The sequence below is a fragment of the Enterococcus villorum genome (genome assembly GCF_007990225.1).
GTDB classification, from domain to species: domain Bacteria; phylum Bacillota; class Bacilli; order Lactobacillales; family Enterococcaceae; genus Enterococcus_B; species Enterococcus_B villorum.
Window position 1 is genome coordinate 11,972 of the sequence record NZ_BJWF01000035.1, and the last position, 17,945, is coordinate 29,916.

General features: G+C 34.6%; 14 protein-coding genes. 6 read left to right on the forward strand and 8 right to left on the reverse strand.

All coding sequences use genetic code 11. The features are described from left to right. The first annotated feature begins 1 nt into the window (after position 1). The 3 genes from EVI01_RS10745 to EVI01_RS10755 all read left to right on the forward strand — a co-directional run bounded on the left by EVI01_RS10745 (position 2) and on the right by EVI01_RS10755 (position 3,273). Complete coding sequence (locus EVI01_RS10745) at positions 2-487, forward strand: hypothetical protein (protein ID WP_010750531.1); 486 nt, start codon at positions 2-4, stop codon at positions 485-487. A 52-nt stretch (positions 488-539) separates the two neighbouring features. After that, entirely contained in the window at positions 540-1,583 is a 1,044-nt protein-coding gene (locus tag EVI01_RS10750) for a DUF916 domain-containing protein (RefSeq protein ID WP_010750532.1), read from the forward strand. A gap of 502 nt (positions 1,584-2,085) precedes the next feature. Beyond that, positions 2,086-3,273, forward strand: coding sequence for an AI-2E family transporter (locus EVI01_RS10755; RefSeq protein WP_010750533.1), 1,188 nt, complete (start codon positions 2,086-2,088; stop codon positions 3,271-3,273). A gap of 89 nt (positions 3,274-3,362) precedes the next feature. Here EVI01_RS10755 and treC read toward each other — a convergent pair whose 3' ends face one another. The 3 genes from treC to EVI01_RS10770 all read right to left on the reverse strand — a co-directional run bounded on the left by treC (position 3,363) and on the right by EVI01_RS10770 (position 8,685). Continuing rightward, a complete protein-coding gene (treC, locus tag EVI01_RS10760) occupies positions 3,363-4,991 on the reverse strand; it encodes an alpha,alpha-phosphotrehalase (protein WP_010750534.1) in 1,629 nt (542 codons plus the stop codon). 269 nt (positions 4,992-5,260) lie between these two features. Next, the gene (locus EVI01_RS10765; RefSeq protein ID WP_010750535.1) at positions 5,261-7,972 is read right to left on the reverse strand and encodes an FtsX-like permease family protein; all 2,712 of its coding nucleotides are present in this window, start codon (positions 7,970-7,972) and stop codon (positions 5,261-5,263) included. 11 nt (positions 7,973-7,983) lie between these two features. Then, positions 7,984-8,685, reverse strand: a complete 702-nt coding sequence (locus tag EVI01_RS10770) for an ABC transporter ATP-binding protein (protein ID WP_010750536.1) — start codon at positions 8,683-8,685, stop codon at positions 7,984-7,986. Positions 8,686-8,842: 157 nt separating this feature from the next. On the opposite strand from EVI01_RS10770, the gene EVI01_RS10775 reads away from it, so the two are divergent. From EVI01_RS10775 to EVI01_RS10785, 3 genes are all read left to right on the forward strand, one after another. Next, on the forward strand, positions 8,843-9,451 hold the full coding sequence (locus EVI01_RS10775; RefSeq protein ID WP_010750537.1) for an isochorismatase family protein: 609 nt from the start codon (positions 8,843-8,845) through the stop codon (positions 9,449-9,451). A gap of 72 nt (positions 9,452-9,523) precedes the next feature. Further along, positions 9,524-10,549: a ribose utilization transcriptional repressor RbsR gene (gene rbsR / locus EVI01_RS10780; protein WP_010750538.1), complete on the forward strand. Its 1,026-nt coding sequence runs from the start codon at positions 9,524-9,526 to the stop codon at positions 10,547-10,549. A 331-nt stretch (positions 10,550-10,880) separates the two neighbouring features. Continuing rightward, positions 10,881-12,995, forward strand: a complete 2,115-nt coding sequence (locus EVI01_RS10785) for a glucosaminidase domain-containing protein (protein ID WP_010750539.1) — start codon at positions 10,881-10,883, stop codon at positions 12,993-12,995. A 43-nt stretch (positions 12,996-13,038) separates the two neighbouring features. Here EVI01_RS10785 and EVI01_RS10790 read toward each other — a convergent pair whose 3' ends face one another. The 5 genes from EVI01_RS10790 to EVI01_RS10810 all read right to left on the reverse strand — a co-directional run bounded on the left by EVI01_RS10790 (position 13,039) and on the right by EVI01_RS10810 (position 17,651). Beyond that, positions 13,039-14,847 carry an FtsX-like permease family protein gene (locus EVI01_RS10790; RefSeq protein WP_010750540.1) on the reverse strand — a complete coding sequence of 603 codons (1,809 nt, stop codon included), beginning with the start codon at positions 14,845-14,847 and terminating at the stop codon, positions 13,039-13,041. Positions 14,848-14,861: 14 nt separating this feature from the next. After that, positions 14,862-15,614: an ABC transporter ATP-binding protein gene (locus EVI01_RS10795; RefSeq protein ID WP_010750541.1), complete on the reverse strand. Its 753-nt coding sequence runs from the start codon at positions 15,612-15,614 to the stop codon at positions 14,862-14,864. A gap of 2 nt (positions 15,615-15,616) precedes the next feature. Then, positions 15,617-15,994, reverse strand: a complete 378-nt coding sequence (locus tag EVI01_RS10800) for a YxeA family protein (RefSeq protein ID WP_010750542.1) — start codon at positions 15,992-15,994, stop codon at positions 15,617-15,619. Positions 15,995-16,272: 278 nt separating this feature from the next. Continuing rightward, complete coding sequence (locus EVI01_RS10805; protein WP_371171676.1) at positions 16,273-17,046, reverse strand: SPFH domain-containing protein; 774 nt, start codon at positions 17,044-17,046, stop codon at positions 16,273-16,275. Between the two features lie 116 nt (positions 17,047-17,162). Further along, complete coding sequence (locus EVI01_RS10810; protein ID WP_010750544.1) at positions 17,163-17,651, reverse strand: DUF5348 domain-containing protein; 489 nt, start codon at positions 17,649-17,651, stop codon at positions 17,163-17,165. Positions 17,652-17,945: the final 294 nt, after the last annotated feature.

The window sequence follows — 17,945 nt, forward strand, 5'->3', positions numbered from 1 at the left end:
TATGAAAAAATTAATTTTAAGTCTTTTATTATGCGGAGGAATTTTAAGCCTATTAGTCAAACCACTTGCTACGCATGCAGAGGATACAACAACAGGAACCACAGCCATTACTTCTGAAGTAGTTAGAGGAGATGTGACTTTAAAAGTGGATGCTGAATTGAACTTCGGTAAACAACCATTAAGTGCTGTTGTTAATTTTGGTTCAAAAGAAATGAACTACACGGTCACCGATTATTCTGGTGAAAACGACGGATTTATAATTGCCGCAAAATTAACGGATACAGATCCCACACGTTCTTTAAAAATCGGAGATGTGGAATTGTCAGCTACGGCTGCACCTATTGTTACTAAAGAGACAGATATAGTTGGTGAAAACCAAGAGAAATTGACAGCTACATTAACATATACTGGACTTAAAAAAGTACAAACTTATACTTCCACTATCGAATGGAATTTAACTAAAGGAACAAGTCAGCTTAAAGAATAAAGCCTGCGTGTTTTAGAAGAACTCCTTAGTTTTAGTTGAAAGAGAGATTAACATGAGAAAGTTCATAATTTTATTATCAGCTCTAATCATAGGTCTAACTGGAAATAACGTATTAGCAGATACTGCTACCACTAATCTCCCAGAAACTTATTCGGTCTCACCTATCATTTCTGCGCATCAAACAGGAGGAGTGGACAGTTTTTTTGATATAAGATGGACTCCCTCTGAAACAGAAAAATTTGGTGTTTTGATTACGAACAATAGTAATCACGCACAAACCTATGTGATTCAAGTGAATAAAGCTCGAACGAATAAAAATGGAATGATTGATTATTCCGATCAAACGCCAGAGAAGCAAACGACTATGTATCAATTAACTAAAATGATCCAATTACCTAAAGAAGTCACGGTTGCAGGCAGACATAGTCAAACAATTGAAGGTAGTTTAACTTTTCCAGAGTCTTCATTTAACGGCTTATTAATGGCTGGATTACATATTTCAGAGAAAAAATCAGAGAAAAAAGAAGCCACTATTGCAAATACGATCGCTTACAACCTTCCTTTTGTTGTTCGTGGAAACATTGATACTCGCCCCAAAGCTCGCATCACTCTTGAAAAATATTCAATTGAACCTTTTTCAAGTACTCAAAGTAGTTTAGACATTTTATTATCAAATGGAGAAGCCACGCTCTTAAAAGAAAGTGAGTTTGTCGCTGAAATAAAAGATAGTCATAATAAAACGATTGTGAAACAATCCTCAAAACTTGATATAACGCCAGAAACCTCATTTATTTATCCGATAAAATTACCTGAAAAACTTAATGCAGGTGATTATCAGCTGGTATTGAAAGTAAAACATAAAAAGGATAAATGGGTCTTTAAAAAAGCTATTCATCTCTCAAGTCAAAAATCAAAAGAAATTCGCCAAAGAGCACTGGGTAAAGACAACATTCGGGTGTTCTACGGTCTATTGATTTTAAGCGCGGTTTGTATCCATTTGCTTCTTTGGCTTTTTTTGAAGAAAAGAAAAAAGAAGCACCGCAATAAACATCAAAAGCCTAAACACCACCATAAAACAAAGCGTACCAAACAATAAAAATTTATAAAAAAGTGATTTTGCCATTAATCGGTGGGTGGTCCCCTCGTTGAAACGTTTATCCATTCACCGATTATCTATGGAAAAATACATAATAAAACCTAAAAACTTTAAAACCAAATAACATTTTTCAAAAGGCTAACTTCTTCTCAAAAAAAGCTTTCACAGTATCGATTTTGCAAAATTTAAACTAAATAATACCAAAACATAAAAAGCTATTTTTATTGCTTAATGTAGACCAGTCCTTTTCACAATCTATCTTAAGGTCTTCCTGAAGTCACTCCTCAACAATAAGCCCTGATTTACTCGGAACGAACCACTTCTTCCACAATCTTATTTCCATACAATTGTTGAACGGTATTATTTTCTTTTTTGGGCTACTTCCGACTATAATAAAAGAAATCCTCTCTATATTTCCATTACAGGCAAGTAGAAAAACAGCTTGTCATTTCCTTATTCATATCAAAATGTAGAGAGTTCATTTATTGAAAGGAGTAATCATGTGGAAAAACATTCAAAAGATCAAACACGACTCATACGTTTTTTAGGAGGTACGACTTCTTATTATGTATTAGGCTTGTTGATTATGTTAGCTTTAGTGGTCTATTTTTTTCAGAAAATCGGTTTTATTTTTAAACCTTTTTTTGTGATTTTCGCAACGACGCTTGCCCCTGTGTTATTTGCATTAGTCTTATATTATTTGTTGGATCCATTAATCAAACAACTCAGTCGGAAGCTTCCAAGAAATCTATCGGTTACGATTGTATATGTCATTATTTTGTTTTTGATTGGACTAGGAAGCATTTGGTTAATCCCTTTTCTAGAGCAACAAACCCAAGCACTAATAACTAGTTTTCCGGATTTGTTTAATGATTTTATAAAAATGTTAAAAGACAACTTAGCACAAACACCATTTGCGGATACCTCTAAACAATTTTTTGCATCAATTGATGATTTGACTGCCAATTTCACCTCATTTATTGGTAATTATTGGGAAAGTGGTGCACAAAGCATCGGAAATATTTTTTCAGCTGTCACTTCAACATTTATCACATTATTTACGGGACCAATTATCGCCTTTTTTTTGTTAAGAGATCCGCATAAGTTTTATCAATCTGTTTTAGGTATCATTCCACCAAAATTCCGTACAGATTTTCGTACATTGACAAAAATTGCAAACCAACAATTAGGCGATTTCTTAAAAGGGCAAATTATTGCTTCCTTTATCTTAGGTGCTGTTTATTGGGTCACTTTTTTAGTAATTGGCTTACAATTTGCAAGTATTCTTGCCATTGCTGCAGGCATTTTATGTATTATTCCTTATATTGGACCATTCATCGCTTTCTTCCCTGGTCTATTTATCGCTTTTCAGGACTCCACCTTTATGGCCGTTAAATTTGTACTGGTTTGGTTTATTGTCCAATTGCTTCACGGAGACCTTGTGATTCCTCGTGTAATGGGAAACCGCCTGCAAATTCATCCGATTACTATTTTGATTGTTTTACTAGTTATGGGAGATTTATTAGGTCTTATGGGTGTTGTTTTTGGTATCCCTATTTATACATTGGTTAAATTATTTGTTGTCTTTACGTTTAAAAAATTCAAACAACGATACAACAAGTATTATGGCGATCAAGGAATCTACCAAAAAGCCGATTTTTCGGAAAAAGATTATTTCGAAAAAGACTAAACAAGCAGAAGAATTCTGAAAGAGTTTTCTCTTTATTTGGAGTTCTTCTGCTTATTTTTTATTCTAGTATCATTTTTTTGATTTGTTTTTTATTGAATCAAAAGTGCTATTGCTTGATAAGGCTTAAGTTTTAACTCTTCTTCGATTACAGTATCCGAATAATTATCAATTAATCGTTTCGCACCAACAAATTCTTCTGGTATGGTAATTGTTGTTTCGTTCTCATAAAAATTTGTTAGAACTAATAATTTTTCTTTTTCTAACTGTCTTAAAAAGCTATAAACTTGTGGATGATTTGGTTGATATGCTTGATAATTCCCTGATGCAATCACTGGATATTGTTTTCGCAACTGGATTAATTTTTTATAATAAGCCAAAATAGATTGCTTTGAAGAACGTTCATTTTCAACGTTAATTTCTTCATGTTTAGCTGCTAAAGCTAGCCAAGGTTTTCCAGTGGTAAAACCAGCTTGTGTCCCATTTGTCCATTGCATTGGTGTTCGTGAATTGTCTCGAGATTTTGCTTTGATACGGCGAAATGCCTCTTCTTTTGATAACGATTGACTGATCATTTCTTGGTAAGCATTCAAACTTTCTACATCCACATATTCTTCAATATGAGCAAAATCAGGATCGATCATTCCAATTTCTTCGCCCATATAGATATATGGTGTTCCTCGGTTCAAATGGATCATCGTCGCTAACATTTCGGCCCCTTGCTTACGATAGTTGGTCACATCCACAAAACGGTTAAGTGCTCGTGGTTGGTCGTGGTTATTTAAGAATAAAGCATTCCAGCCATTTCCTTTACTCATTTCTCCACCCCAAGTATGGAACAATTCTTTGAGAGCTTTAAAATCAAAAGGCGGAGTACTCCACTTGTTTCCGTTCTCATAATCAACTTTTAAATGATGGAAATTAAAAACCATGGAGAGTTCGTTACGACTAGGTTCCGTATACAAAATGCAGTTTTCAATCGTTGTCGAGCTCATCTCTCCTACTGTAATAATTTCAGGATCCTGACCAAATGTTTCTTTATTCAACCGTTGAAGATACGTATGCGTGATTGGTTTATCTGTATATTCTGATTTCCCTTGATTTTCTGAATTATTTTTTAGTACTTCATCTTTTCCGATCACATTAATCACATCAAATCGGAATCCTTTCACACCTTTAGCCATCCAAAAACGTACAACTTTAAATAGCTCTTCTTGAACAGCTTCATTCCGCCAATTTAAATCAGCTTGCGTTTGATCATATAAATGTAAATAATATTTTCCAGTATTTCCAAACGGTGACCAAACATTTCCACCAAATTTAGAAATCCAGTCCGTTGGTTCATCTCGTAAAATAAAGAAATCTTGATAAAAGCGATCTCCTGCTAAAGCTTTTTGAAACCATTCATGTTCAATCGATACATGATTCAGCACCATATCAAGCATGATTTCTATTTGATAACTTTTCGCCAATTCTACTAAGTCTTCAAATTCTTCCATCGTTCCAAAAATTGGATCAATTGCTACATAGTTTGAGATATCATAACCATTATCCTTTTGTGGACTTGGGTAAATTGGATTTAACCAAATCATATCTATACCTAATTCATGTAAATAAGGTAATTTTCTTTTAATTCCTTCTAAATCACCAATCCCATCGCCATTACTGTCACAATACGATTTCGGATATATTTGATAAATTACTTTATCGTTAAATGACAAATTCTTCCGCCTCCAATCAACTGTTCCAAACTTATATATACAAGTTGTTTAAATTTATTATAAAGGAAAAGGAAGCGTTTGTAAATCTTTGAATAAGGTTTTGAAAGCTTCATTTTATTCCACTTAGCATCGTAAAAAATATTATTTGTTCAAACTTTCTTGTCTAACAATGCAACTTGCAATGCTATTTAAAGACTAGACAAAAATAAAAAAGCTTCTTACAAAAAATTTCTCTTGTCTTTTTTGTAAGAAGCGCTTATTCCATTTATTTACTCATTTGATTTTAAAGCATCAATCATATGAATATGTTTTAGTTTAAAGTGTGTCACAACCATAACAATGATGGTGAACACAATGGTGAGAATAGCGGAAAGTGCATAAGCTTTCCAAGTAATTACCAGTGGAAAGATGACTGTTTCCATTGACGCTTGTTGCAAGATAAAATCAGTTAACACATACCCTATTCCAAAACCGCTAACAATCCCAAGTAAAGTAAAGATCATATTTTCTCGTACAATATACATCGTTACTTCTTTATCGAAAAAGCCTAATACCTTGATTGTCGACAATTCTCTCACACGTTCCGAAATATTGATATTAGTTAAATTATACAACACGATAAAAGCTAATAAACCAGATAAAACAACGAATATCAGAACAACTGAATCTAAGTTTGCTAAAGATTCTTCTTGGGTTTCCATTTGTTTGGAGACAAATGACGTATTCATCACAGCATTTGTCGCAAGTAATTTTTCTGATAGAGCATCTTCTTGTTTTTTCGTCATGGCATCAGATTGAACTAAATAAGCATTGGTTGTGGCTTTTTTTCCTGAGACTTCTTTATAATAAGAGGAGCTCAAATAAATGAAATTACCTAAATAGTTCTGAGCAACTGCTTTCACGGTAACATTCCATTCTTTTTCTTCATCCGTATATAATGAAATTTTATCTCCATTAGCTAAATCAAAGAGTTCAGCTGCTTTTTCTGTGATAACAATTCCCGAATCCGGCAAATCAATTTTTTTCTTATCTTGTGACATCAAGTAAATAAACGGCGATAGTTGTGCTGTTTCTTTTGGCACGATCATCGTTACACTTTGTGATGCCTGACCTTTTTGGCGCAATTCAATCGTTTGCATATCCACAGCCAAAAGGTTTGTCACTTTCGAATCTTCTTCTAATATTTGCTTGACTTTCGTCTCACTTTGATCTGCTTCTTTGTCAATCGTTACAATGGCTTGATAATTTGTAATCGGCCCAAATTGTTTCTCAGAAACTGAGCTTAAAGAATCCTTCAAGCCAACGCCGGCTACCATTAGACCCGCACATCCAGCAATTCCAATGATCGCCATAAACATTCTTGATTTATATCGAAATAAATTACGGTAGCTGATTTTTTGATTAAAACTTAAACGAGACCAAAATGGGGTAATATATTCTAATAAAATTCTTTTACCTGGTTTAGGTGCTTTTGGTTGAAGCAAAGCCGCAGGTCGTTCCCTTAAATCTTTAAATAAAACGAACATCGCTGCACCAAATGCCGCAATAAAAAATGCGAGCGCTGCTTGGAAAATGGGGAGCCAATCGTAAAAAATGACAGCTGATCCAATATCGTAGCGTTCATTTGATAATTCAAAGATAATTCTTGGTAATAGATTTGTCCCTAGAATCGTTCCTAAGATAATTCCAAGACCTGAAGCTAAACTGGCATAAATGGCATATTTTTTAGCAATTTCAAACTTCGTATAGCCTAATGCCTTCAAAGTACCGATTTCTCGACGATTTTCTTCGACCATTCGTGTCATTGTCGTAAAAGTGATCAAAGCTGCGATGAAGAAGAAAAAAACTGGAAAAACATTCGCAATGGCTGCGATCCGTTCAGCTAAATCACCAAATTCTTGAAAACCAACATTGTCAGATCGTTCTTGGTAACGATAGGTTGGTTTTTCCAAGTGGTCGATTTTTTCTTCGTTTTCTTTTATTTCTGTTTGCGCTTTGTTTAGTTTTTCTTGCTCCTCAGCCACTTGTTTTTCTTGCTCTGTTAATTGTATTTGTTGGGCAGAGAGCTCGCTCATTACACGTTCACGTTGTATTTCAGGTAGCTGTTCGATACTTGCCGTTTGTTGTGCTAATTGTGATTTTGCTGTTTTGAGTTGATTCTTTGCCGTATCAATTTGCGCTTGTCCTGTCTGTATCTTTTGTTTGGCCGGCTGTAAAGAATCCATTGCTTGTTTCTTTAGTTCTTTCAAACGCTCTTCTGCTCTACCTTGAAAGATTTTTTCAACAGTTTCTTGGTTTTGTGCCATTTTATCTTGATATTCTTTGCTATAAGTATCATAAGAAGCAACGTTTTTAAAAGTTAAGTAAATGACTGATTGGATTTTTGTTTGAAAATCTTCTTCAGGTAAATAGATAAAATAATCAATTGTCCCATTCCCAACATTCGCATAGCCACGTTCTAAATTGTTGATAAATAATGGCGAACGAACAAACCCTGTGATTTTATAGGAAGTTTGTTTTAGATCATCTGAATCAATGGTATACGTTGTACCAATTTTATACCCTAATTTTTTGGCTTTTTCATCTAAGACTAATTCATTTTTATTTTTAGGTAATCGACCAGCAACTACTTCTAACGAATTTTGTTTGGCGGATGCATCATAAGAAAAAATTTGCACCACTTCATTTTTATTGGTGTTTGAATAGTAAAATTGTTTACTTGTTTCTACCTGCACACCCGAAGTTTTTTTTGCTCTTACTATATCCTCATCAGTCAGACCTGCAGTTGAAATAATTTGTAAATCAGAGAGATTTCCTTTATTCACATATTGATCCATTGTTTTTTGCATGACTGGACCGGCTGTTTTGACACCTACAAATAACAATGTGCCTAACATGATAATCAAAACAATAGCAATAAACCTTCCTTTTGATTGTCTGATTTCTCTAAAACTTGCTTTCAAGTATGTTTTTGTTTTCATAAAGTCTCTCCTTACCATACGATCTCATCAATAGTTGAAGGATGATCATTGGTTTCGATGGAGCGAACTTTTGCATCGTTAATATGAATAACCCGATCCGCCATTGGCGCTAAAGCAGAATTGTGTGTAATGATCAATACCGTGTTTCCATGCTCTCTACTCGCATTTTGTAAGAGCTTCAACACTTGTTTACCGGTTTCAAAATCTAATGCGCCAGTCGGTTCATCACATAAAAGTAATTTAGGATTTTTAGCTAAAGCACGGGCAATGGAAACTCGTTGTTGTTCTCCGCCAGATAATTGTGATGGAAAATTATTTAGGCGATGTGACAGTCCCACTTGTGTTAATACTTCCACTGGATCTAGTGCATTAGGTGAAACTTCTGTTGCTAATTCAACGTTTTCTTTAGCTGTCAAATTAGGTACTAAATTATAAAATTGAAACACAAAACCAACATCGGTGCGACGGTATGCCGTTAATTGTTTGTCGTTAAACTGCGCGATATCCGTTTTATCAATGATGATTTGTCCTTCATCTGGTTTATCCATCCCTCCTAATATATTAAGAACCGTGGATTTGCCTGCGCCGCTTGGACCTAAAATAATGACAAGCTCACCTTTTTTTATTGAAAAAGAAACTTGGTCGTTGGCAGTGATCGTTATTTCTCCCATTTTATATCGTTTGCATTCATTGACTACTTCTACATAAGACATATCTATTCTTCCCTCTCTCTTTTTCCATATGTATCCTTCTTTTTATTTTACCATTGAAATGAATCCGACTAAAGCGATGGTGAACTATTCATTGACAAATACGAAATATATGTTTTACTTACAGGGAAAAAGTTTATTTTTTGAAAGAAGGCAAACAATGACTACTACTAAAACACCCATTCAAATTGAACTAGCCAAAACTGCATTTCTACCAATTGATTTACAAAAAGGAATTATTGGATCTGGAAATTTATTTCCTTATGATTCCGCAACAATTCTTGCAAACAATCGACAAATTGCTGAACAATTAAAAAATACGGCTGCACTTAATGTATTAGTGAACGTTGATATTACTAGTTTCCAGTATTTAAGTACGCAAAATGATCGTCCAGTTTCGGCTACTTCACTTGCTGTTCCTAAAGAGTTTACTGATTTATTACTTGAACCTGCACTGAATGATGCAGAAAATACGATAAAAATTACCAAGCATAACCCAAGTGCTTTTTTTGGTACCTCCTTAGACTTGCAACTTCGTCGTCGAAAGATTGACACGCTTATTCTATCTGGTGTCGCAACATCAAATGGCGTATATGCCACAGCTTTAGATGCTTTTCAACATGGTTACCATGTCCTTATAGTCGCAGATGGTTGCGGTGATAGAGACCAAGAACTACATCAACTCTTTATTGAAAAAATGTTTCCTAAAATGGCACGTGTACGCTCAACAAAAGAGATACTTCAAGCAATAAAAGAAGCCCATAATTAAGTTTGTTTTTTCATTTACTTCACCTATTTTTCATGGGAAAATTAAGTATACTAGTAGGATAGGAGTATCAGAGTGAAAAAAAAGAAAGTAACAATCAAAGACGTGGCAAAACATTCTGGTGTTTCAATTGCCACTGTCTCACTGATCTTAAATGGCAATGAAGAGAAATTCAGTCCAAAAACAGTAGCAAAAGTCATTGCTTCTAAAGAAATACTGGACTATCAACCTGATTATTTTGCACGTCAAATGATTACGAAAGAAACAAAAACAATCGGTGTTCTAGTTCCTGATATCACCAACCCTTTTTTTAACATATTAACGCGTGGTGTCGAAGATATTTTATACCAGCAACATTTTGTGACTATTTTGTGCAATGCCGACCTAGACCATCAAAAGGAAATGGAATATTTATTGGAGCTCACACGCCGTGGAGTGGATGGCTTTATTATTGCTTCTTCAGCTGTTTCCACTACCGCCATCAAAGAAAATCTAAAAAAACAAAATCGTCCGTTTATTGTGTTAGATCAGAAAACATCAGACGGCTTTAGCGATTGTGTTCGAACAGATGATTTTCATGGAGGATACCTTGCAGGAGAACACTTACTTACTTTAGGCCATCAATCCATTGCTCTTGTCTACCCACAAGATCCTCCAGTAAATGTAAAACGAAGAATAGAAGGGTTTAAACATGCCTTGGATGTTTTTCAATTACCCCATAAAAATTTATTGTTACTACCCACTCATTTTTCTAAGGAAGGTGGTTATCAAGTCGTTCCTCAAATTCTTCAATCTTCTACTACAGCCATTTTTGCGCTAAATGATGAATTAGCCTTTGGTCTTTATCGTGGACTTGAAGAACAAGGAAAAAAAGTGCCAGAGGACTATAGCGTGATTGGCTATGATAATGTAGATATGTGTGACTATGTCAAACCAAAATTGACGACAATCGCCCAACCAATTTTTGAACTAGGACAATCGGCTGCTCAATTGTTACTAGAGCGTATCCAATCGCCCAAAAACACTTGGACCGAAAAATTATTACCAGTAAAATTAGAAACAAGAGCTTCAACAAGGTATATAAGAAAAAAAGATGACTAAAATATGACTAAAATGTGAAAAAAACTAAAACATATTGAAGAAATTTCTATGTTTTAGTTTTTTTATTTTTTACGGACGTTATTTTTACAAATTTTTTGTAGAATTCCCCATCCTTTGGTACAATTTAGATAGTATGACCATTCCCCCTATTTGTTATCCCCCAACAAATAAATGGCATACATAAAACGAAAATGTTAAAGCCAACGATTGAATATAAGAATACTCGTAGCTTTTTAATCAAAAACTTGACACTTTGTAACGTACAATTAGTGAATGATTGTACAGATGCCGTCTTTATTGTGCATAAGAAAAGAAGAAAAGGAGTACCTATATGAATAAAAACAAGGCAATACGCCTCCTTGCTACATCTTGGCTGATTGCTCCAACGCTTTTATCGACTCAATCTGTTTTTGCAACAGAAACTCAAACAGCGACAACAAATAGTTCATTCGTTTCAGAAACAGATTCAAGTGCCTCAACAAATTCAAGTACAGGCACACTTCCATCAACGGAGGAGACATCGTCCAGCTCAACAACTGAATCTTCGACAACTGATTCAACGACGTCAGAAACAGAAGAGTCAACCGAACAACCAAATGAAGAAACAGAAAATGTTGCCACCCACACACTTACGGTTGGCCCTTCATTAATAGGAAAAATCAAACTTACAATGATCAATGATGAGACAGAAGAAGAAAAAGAATTAACGATTCCATCTGATGGTAAAATCGAAGGCGTAAAAGAAGGAACAAAAATTGCTTATACGATCACGCCGCTTAAAGAGGAAGAATTGATTTCTTTTGAGGTGAACGGTGCACAAGAAGTCAATTATAGTGAAAATTTCTTTGTCGTAGGTGTAGTAGATTTATCTTTGTCTGCAACATTCAAAACACCCACTTCCCCATCTGATAAACCCTCTAATGAGGAAACAACTAATTCAACGGGGAATACTTCTGATTCTTCCCAAGCAACAAAACCTGGGAATACGACAAAACCTAGTACAGATAAAAATGAAACAACGGATAGTTCAACAAGTCACACAAAACCATCTACATCTACAAACAACAATTCCGTTGTCTCAGCAAATACTGGTAATTCTTCCAATAAGCAAACAAGTGAAAAGAATAAAAATCAACCAGTAGGCATTGAAAATCCCGCTGATACTTCTTCTAATTTTGTTTCAAAAACGCCGATTGAAATGACCTTACCAGCAAATACGACAACTGTTCAAAAGGCCATTGTAAAAGAAGCGTATAAATATTTAGGAAAACCCTACGTTTGGGGAGCAAAAGGTCCGAACACCTTTGACTGTTCTGGTTTAACGTATTATGTCTACATGCAAGCAACTGGCCACTATATCGGTGGATGGACGGGTGAACAACAATATGCAGGCACGCAAATTCCAGTCGACCAAGCGCAACCGGGTGATTTAGTGTTCTGGGGACCTTCATCAGGAATTACTCACCACGTGGGTATTTATATTGGTAATGGTCAATTTATCCATGCGCCACAACCAGGTGATAACGTTCGGATTACTTCTATTGCAGACTACAAACCAGACTTTGCTGTACGTGTAAATGTTGCTGGATTACCTTTGGCTAATGGTCTAGTGAAACCTCCAGCTATTTTAGATGGATCAAATGATTCCTTTCACTTTTCAAAGAATCAAACAACGGATCAATTCTTGAAAAAAATTGCAGATAGTGCCCAAGAAATTGGTCAAAAAGAAGGAATCTATGCTTCTGTCATGATGGCACAAGCAATCTTAGAAAGCGGTTCTGGTAATAGTTTATTATCTAGCGAACCAAATCATAATCTTTTTGGGATTAAAGGAGCCTATCAAGGAAAAAGCGTTTCTTTCAATACACTAGAACAAGATGCACAAGGCGCGAATTTCCAGATACGAGCAACTTTTCGTAAATATCCTTCTTACAAGGAAAGTTTAGAAGATTATGCAAAATTAGTTAAAGAAGGTTTGTCCCATAATAAAGAATTTTATAAACCTATTTGGAAATCAGAAACAAAGAGTTACAAAGATGCGACCAAATATTTGGAAGGACGCTACGCAACAGATAAACAATATTCGAAAAAATTAAATTCAATCATTGAAGCATATAATTTAACTAAATATGATGAACCAAAAAAAGAAAACACTCAAAAAACGCCAGTGAAAAATATGTCAAAATCATCCATTGTTCCGGTCACTTGGAATAAAAATGAAATGTCTTTGATTAATTTAGATACGAGCATTTTAAAAAATTCTATCAGAAAACCGGAATTTATTTCTACAATAAAAGTACCAAATTTTTGGGAGATTTTTCTCCATTTATCAGCTAGAGAAATTCCTAAATCAACTGTTGTTAAAGTAAAAACTGAGTCCATTCCATTATTAAGTGTATTGACTATCCATCATACCTTCTGGATAGATTTTAAAGTAATAGAATAAAAAAGTTCGACCTACCTGCTGTATGAAGGTAGGTCGAACTTTTTTATTTGTCTCTTTTCAAGACAATTCCTGTGTATAACCAAGTGGTCAGTGCGTAGTACACAAAGTACATAACAAAGAAAATCGTAAATGAGATTAATACATTGTCATAGGGATTAGTCATCAGTGTTTCAAATAATTTTAGTCCAAACAAAACGTGAATAGCCCCTAAAATACCCGGTGCTAAGAATAAAACACCAATTTCTCGTCTAATTGATTGTTTAAGCAATCGACGCTGCGTTCCAATTTTTTCTAGCATGACATATCTTCCAATATCACTTTTACTTCCTGAGAGGATCTTGAACATTAGGCAGCTTGCCAACATGGCTAAGAATGCAATTCCTAAGAATAAGCCCATAAATTCAAAGCCAGAAAAAATACCATTGTATAGTTGGTAATTTACATATTTTTGATTACTGCCTCCCATTTCGCCTTTTATTTCAGGATTATTTTTATTGTTTTCTTCAACCAATGCACCAATTGCATCTAAACTAGTATAAAAATCTTTTACTTTAACTAATTGTAGCTTTGCTTCTGGCAGATTTAATTGATTAAATTCACTGGCACTGACTAGTTTTATTCCTTTTCCTTTTTGAGTGGGTAACTCATAGTCCTTTAATGCTTCTTGTAAGTTTTCTGATTTTGCTAATTCTTCAACGCTAGCCGTCTTTTCTTTGAAATCATTCATTGAATCTCCATCGTTAGAGATGTACATTAAAGGCGCTTTTTCAAAATCGCTATAATTATAATAGACATACTGAGCATCTTCTTTTTGTGTATAGGTATTATTTAAGGTTGGATTGAGTTTAGAAACTTGTTCTTGATCCATTTTTTGTGCATTGTTTAATACAAGGTCATAAGCACTTGTAGAATCAGTGATTAAAGAGATTTGATTTCTAAAACCTAAGCCCACCGTCAATGCACCTAAAGCTAAAGCGAAAAGGATAGCTACCATTGAAAGCATTTGTGTGTAGTCACGAATTCTAAAACTTAGTTGTGATAACGTAAAGTTATTTAATTTTTTCATGGAAATATTTTCTGATTTCTTCAATAAAGTCAAAAAGAAGATAATCACAGAGTGAAAAATAAAGTATGTTCCTAAACAGATGGTCACTAATGCGATAACCAGAGCACTAAATCCTAACTTTAAAATCGATGCCATAGCATAATAGCCCGCCCCCAACAAAACAATGCCTAGCACTACTTCAAGTAAAAATAAAAATTTGTTCTGTTTCATTCGTGTCGGAGTAGCTTCTGCTCGTATCAATGTTAAAATAGGTTTTTTGACAATTGAAAAAGCATTAACAATCGCTGCTAATAAAAACAACAGAGCAAAAAAGAAAATTGTAATCAATAATCCTTTTAAATTAAATGGTGTAAAGTTCGTAATCGTGATATTTAATTGATCAACAAGTATCCGTTGTACCAAGTCTGTCAGACCAACTCCAAGTGCGGAACCTAAAATAGTAGCAGATGCTCCCACTACGAATGTCTCAGTGAAAATCATTTGAGCAATTTTACCGCCTTTAGCCCCTAACATCATAAACATGGCATAGTCCTTTTGTCGCATCGTCATTAAAAATGAATTGGCGTAAAGGATATAAAAAAAGGTAATAATCGATAACAACACCGAACCTAAATGAAAGATTAATACGGTGATTGATATGCTCGAATTGCTTTCTAAAAATTCTTTGTTACTTGCAAGTGATTCAAACATATAAAAGATAGCTGAAGTCATGACTAATCCTGAAAATAGGACAAGATAGTCTCTTAACCGTCCCTTTATCCCAGTAAGTGATAATTTCCAAAGCATGTTCTTTCCTCCCCTTACTGTTCCAGATTTCCTAAAATAGTTAAGATATGGCGATAAAATACATCGCGACTTTGCTCACCACGTCTTACTTCTTCATGAATGCCACCATCTTTTATAAATAAGATACGTTCACAATAGCTTGCAGAAAATGGGTCGTGCGTAACTAACAAAATAGAAACATCGTCTTTGGTGTTTAATTCTTCCATCGTATCCAATAAATCACGTGCACTTTTAGAATCTAAGGCACCCGTTGGTTCATCACCTAATAAGATCGTCGGTTGGGTTACTAAAGCGCGAGCAGCTGCCACCCGTTGTTTTTGTCCCCCAGAAATCTCAGAAGGATAACTTCCTAAAATATGGGAAATAGATAAACGCTCTGCCACATTTTTGACTCGCTGTCTGATTTCTTTTGGTCTTACCCCTTGTAGAGAAAGAGGAACAGCGATATTTTCTTGGGCTGTTAAATTTTCTAATAAATTAAAGTCTTGGAAAATAAAGCCGATTTCTTTGGCACGAAAATCCGCTAACTGATTGTCTTTTAGTCTAGTTACATCTTTTTGATTGATACGGATAGTTCCTTCTGTCGGTTTATCTAGTGTCGATAAAATATTTAGTAAGGTAGATTTACCAGAACCAGAAGCACCCATAATACCAATGAACTCACCTTTTTCTACAGCAAAGCTAATTCCATTTAACGCTTGAGTTTTCTTTTCATTATTCTTACCATATATTTTTGTTACATTTTGAACCTCAACTATTTTTTCCATTTTTACCTATCCTTTGTCAATTTTTCTTTTGCTAATTTAGGTATCTCTCTTTGTTTTACTTCTTCATAAGAAGTTACACCTTTTCTCTTATTCCAAGTTACTTTTAAGTAAGCTCCTTTTCTCAATGGGCGTGGTTGTTGACCCTCAAACTCTAATATCTTTTCACTTCCGGTATCATCATAGCCTGGAAGAATATATTTGTAGTGAACAACCACTTCATTATGATTGTCTTTTGTGACATCTTTTTCTCCATCGTTCGTAATTTGAACGTAATAACTATCTCCGCCCATAATCATTTTTTCTGCTATTCTTAGCCCGCCAATTAAAAAAATGCCTATGCCTATACTAGAAATGACGATTCCGAGCAGAAAATTTCTCATTTTTTCTCCTTCTTTCACATTTGATAAAGCAATTATAAGAAAAAAGTCTAGTAGTTTCCTTTGATTTCTCTATCAAATAACTTTCATTATTGTCATTTACACTTACTTAATACAAACAATCTTGCCATAAAATTTAATCTTAAAAGTAAATAATTACCATCTTTCCTTTCGATAGAAAAAAAGCCAGAATTTCACAAAAATTAAAAAATAATTTTTGGAAATTCTGGCTGATCGTTGGAGATTAAATGCTCGCATGATCATTTTTGTTCAGAGTGAAACTACTTGTCTTTTACCAATCCGGTATTGATGACGGGTTGCGTCCCTTTATCGGTGATAATCGAAACAAGCAAATTGTTAATCAATTGGACTTTGCGATCATCTGTAAAATTGATTTCTTGGCTATGCTCGATTTGTTCCAATGCCATTTGAGTCATCGTAACGGCCCCTTCTACGATCGTCTGACGCGCAGATAAAATGGCTCTAGCTTGTTGACGCTGTAGCATCGCACTTGCTATTTCCGTCGCATAAGCTAAATGATTCAATCGTGTTTCAATCACTTCTACGCCGGCAACAGACAAACGCTCTTGTAATTCCTGTGCCAATTCATCTGAAATAGCTGTTGTATTTCCTCGTAAAGTCAAATCTTCTTCATTGAATGTATCATAAGGGTATTGACTAGCAATATGACGAATCGCTGTTTCACTTTGAATCTCAACAAAATCATGATAATAAGCCACATCAAACAAGGCCTTAGCTGTATCCACTACTTTAAAAACAACGACCGCAGAGATTTCAATAGGGTTTCCATCTAAATCATTTACTTTTAAAACTGAACTGTTAAAATTGCGTACTTTCAAAGAAATATTTATTTTTTGGGCAAAAGGAACGGTTAAGAAAAAACCACTCTCCCGAATCGTTCCTACGTATTGACCAAAAAACAAAATAACTTTTGCTTGATTCGGGCTAACAATCGTTACTGAACTAAGGAGTACAATCGCAATGAACCAAAAAATAAATCCTAAAACTGTCAAAGAAAACATGGCATTAATCATTCCAAAAAACAATGAAACTGCACCAATACCTACTAATAAAATTAATCCAGCTATACCAAGATATCCATTCACATAAACTGCTTTTTTCTCTCTCATCCGCCTTTTCCTTTCTTACTTCACTGTTTTTTTCTAATCCTTGCCATAACACCTTCTAACTCTAAATCTTTGTCTTCGGTGATATACCAACCACAAGCTTGTGGACCACCCGCAGTTTGTGGTAAATATTCTAAACTAGTGCGTACCCAATGCTTTTCTTCTGTAAAATAATCTTCTACCAAAACTTCTAAATCCATACCAGCAGAAAGAAGCAAGTTTTCTCGAACCGACTTGAAAACAAAACGTTCTTTTTCTTCATTATACTTTAAAATGCCGGTATCTAAAATGGGTAATGCATAATAGTCTAACTCTTTTTTCACCTTCAATAAATCGTTAAACACCTGATTATACACTTGTTCCAATTGTCGACCTTCTGAGTTATTAGGATAGTCGATCATCACACGTTCTTTTTCAGTATCATAGTATTTTTCACTAAGTTTTGTAATATAAGTATGTAATCTCGTTATCTCTAACTGCAATTCTTCGCGTTTCGATTCATCTATTTTCATTATATTTATCCACCTTATGCTCTCGTCTATGTAGTTTTATTGCCCTTCTTTCTTATTTTACTACAGATTCAAGTGTTAAGCGATGGAAAAAAGCATGGGACAATAAGTCTGATTCAAATTTTTAAAACTGGATAATCAGCATTCAAGTAGCAATCCTCCAACAATAAACCTAAATTTTGAAGCACGTCCTTAAAGTTAGGTTTTCGGACTAACTTTAAGGACGTGCTTCATTTTTAAAATATGAGGAAGCTATTTTAAAAAGTTTTTTCTTATCGTAAGCAGAGCTAAACGATG

Excerpts from the sequence above, each read along its gene's own strand:
- EVI01_RS10775 (WP_010750537.1), top strand. The coding sequence starts at position 8,843 with ATGACTACTACTAAAACACCCATTCAAATTGAACTAGCCAAAACTGCA.
- EVI01_RS10795 (WP_010750541.1), bottom strand. The coding sequence starts at position 15,614 with ATGGAAAAAATAGTTGAGGTTCAAAATGTAACAAAAATATATGGTAAG.
- EVI01_RS10745 (WP_010750531.1), top strand. The coding sequence starts at position 2 with ATGAAAAAATTAATTTTAAGTCTTTTATTATGCGGAGGAATTTTAAGC.
- EVI01_RS10765 (WP_010750535.1), bottom strand. The coding sequence starts at position 7,972 with ATGAAAACAAAAACATACTTGAAAGCAAGTTTTAGAGAAATCAGACAA.
- EVI01_RS10805 (WP_371171676.1), bottom strand. The coding sequence starts at position 17,046 with ATGATTAATGCCATGTTTTCTTTGACAGTTTTAGGATTTATTTTTTGG.
- EVI01_RS10800 (WP_010750542.1), bottom strand. The coding sequence starts at position 15,994 with ATGAGAAATTTTCTGCTCGGAATCGTCATTTCTAGTATAGGCATAGGC.
- EVI01_RS10790 (WP_010750540.1), bottom strand. The coding sequence starts at position 14,847 with ATGCTTTGGAAATTATCACTTACTGGGATAAAGGGACGGTTAAGAGAC.
- EVI01_RS10750 (WP_010750532.1), top strand. The coding sequence starts at position 540 with ATGAGAAAGTTCATAATTTTATTATCAGCTCTAATCATAGGTCTAACT.
- EVI01_RS10810 (WP_010750544.1), bottom strand. The coding sequence starts at position 17,651 with ATGAAAATAGATGAATCGAAACGCGAAGAATTGCAGTTAGAGATAACG.
- EVI01_RS10785 (WP_010750539.1), top strand. The coding sequence starts at position 10,881 with ATGAATAAAAACAAGGCAATACGCCTCCTTGCTACATCTTGGCTGATT.
- EVI01_RS10770 (WP_010750536.1), bottom strand. The coding sequence starts at position 8,685 with ATGTCTTATGTAGAAGTAGTCAATGAATGCAAACGATATAAAATGGGA.